The sequence below is a fragment of the Pseudomonas sp. B23(2017) genome (genome assembly GCF_002113725.1).
Taxonomy (GTDB): domain Bacteria; phylum Pseudomonadota; class Gammaproteobacteria; order Pseudomonadales; family Pseudomonadaceae; genus Aquipseudomonas; species Aquipseudomonas putida_Z.
Genome location: NZ_NEJM01000038.1, coordinates 1 through 2,022, shown reverse-complemented (window position 1 = coordinate 2,022; position 2,022 = coordinate 1). Strand labels below are relative to the sequence as shown.

The following is a 2,022-nucleotide window of genomic DNA, read 5'->3' as shown; positions in this document are numbered from 1 at the left end:
CATATCTCGACAAAGATCGGCTTGCGCACCTTGCGCAGGGGCTTCCTGTATGTGCTGCTCGATCAGCAGGTCTGGCATGCCTATGCGGTCAGCGAGCAGGGTCATCTGCGCCGCTTCAACCCTTACGAGCCGCCAGACGGCCCGCCTTCGCCGCTGCCCGAAAAATGCGTGAACGCAGATCACGACATTCCTTCGGCCTTTCTCAACATCGATACCAGCAGGTACGCCAGCGCCTGGCTGGCCTTCTCCAGCGATCCCTGGCCGGTGAGCGTGCTGAACGCCTACAAGAGCGGCGCGTCGCCTGCGCATCGCTTCGAGGGCCTGGACCTGATTCAGGCCCGCAACAATCCCGAACTGCTGGGCATCGCCATGACGCCCGATAAGCTTGGGGTCGACCAGCAGGTATTCGAGTATGCCCAGCATGGCTGCGCCCCCTTCGACAGTGCGCATGGCTTCCACAGCCGCTGGTTGCGCCGGTTCGCCCTGCGCGGCTATCTGGTCAATGCGATCAACCGGCACCAGCTGGAAAACGGCGTGCTGGCGGTGGTGCTCGACGACACCGTCGGGCTGATTCAGGAGTACAACCATCAACGTCTGAACTGGGTACTGAAGCGTCAGGCCTGGCGTGAAGAACCGATGCGGGCTTATCAGCTGCAGACCTCGCAGATCCTGCAGATCATTCGTGCCACGCACAGGGAGTGGGCGGCGCAGAAGGTGCCGTCGCTGGAACCGATGACGGGTGATGGGCCGCCGGTGTTCACCGACCCGGCTGTCGAGCGGCAGCTGTTGGTCGAGCGTGCGCAGCAGGAGAGTGACGAGCGGCTTGAAGAGCGCTACCACGAACCGCAGCGGGCCGCGTTCCAGGCTGAATACGAGCAGCAGGAGCGCGAGTTTCAGCGTTACATCGACAAGGACACAAGGGCGTACGTTGCCTTGTTCGATACGCCCATGTTCAAGGTGGCCGAGGCGTACGACTACGACGGTAACGATCGCGAGTCCGGGGTGGCCTACGCCAAGACCATGGCCCTCTGCCTGGGTGGCGGCATTACGGAAGCTGTCGTCCCCCACCTTGAACCGCATGTTCCCGCTTCCGGCACCAGCGAACTGCTCTGGTTGAAATGGCTGCAGGACCCTGACAGCCCGCCCTACCGCGCGTTGTTGATGCGGGATCGCTCTCTGCTGGCCGGACTGCTGCCCAGTTTCTCCGCCACGGAAGCGATCAACTGGAACGACAGCGACAAGCTCTACGGCATGCTGAGCAAGATCATCGCCAGCGATGACGCCGGCCTGCGCATGCGCAATACCCTCAAGCAGGCCATTGCGGAAACGCAGGGCGCGCTCAATGCGGCCAGTCAGCGGCTGGCGCCATGCCTGTCGCCTGGCATTCAGAAGGCCGTGCGGCATCTGAACAGCGCCACGCAGTTTCTCTACAACGGCGTCCACCTGATCGAGCTGGAAGTGAAGATGAAGCTGGGCGAGTACTACGCCTTGCAGAGCGCCCACCTCCGGGAGTTGCAGCACAAGGCCAATGCGTCGATCGCCGAGGCACGGGACCGGATGCGCCGCAATATCGATGACTTCGAGTTTGGCTCGATGAAGGCCATGCGCAAGGTGCGGCCGATCATCCAGCACGGGCTGATGAGCCTGGCCGTGCTCGACCCGCGGTTCACCAATACGATGATCAGCGTGACGGTGTGGGTCGAGGGCAAGGCCGAGGAAGTGCATGGCCGGTTGTTCAAGGAGGCCAGCATGGGGGTAACCCAGGCGAGCAGCGCGGCACAGCTTGCCCTGGTGGATATCTCGGTGGCAGCGGGGACGTTGGAAACCGATGCGCGCAGGTTGTTGCAGGGGATGAAGATCACGACGCAGCAGGCGGCCCGATTGGTTAGAACCGGTTTTTCCGGGTTGCGCGGGATCGCTGGCAGCTGGGAGGTTCTGCTGGCGATAGGCGGGTTGTATTTGCAGCAGGACAGCCTGGGCAGGAATCAGGAAAAGGCGGAAACGGAGATTGGGCCGAAGGCG

At 62.7% G+C, this 2,022-nt stretch carries 1 protein-coding gene; it reads left to right on the top strand.

Annotation, left to right across the window (positions count from 1 at the left end):
- A partial coding sequence (locus CAG46_RS27425; protein WP_305880249.1) for a T6SS effector BTH_I2691 family protein occupies positions 1–2,022 on the top strand: 2,022 nt, incomplete at both ends.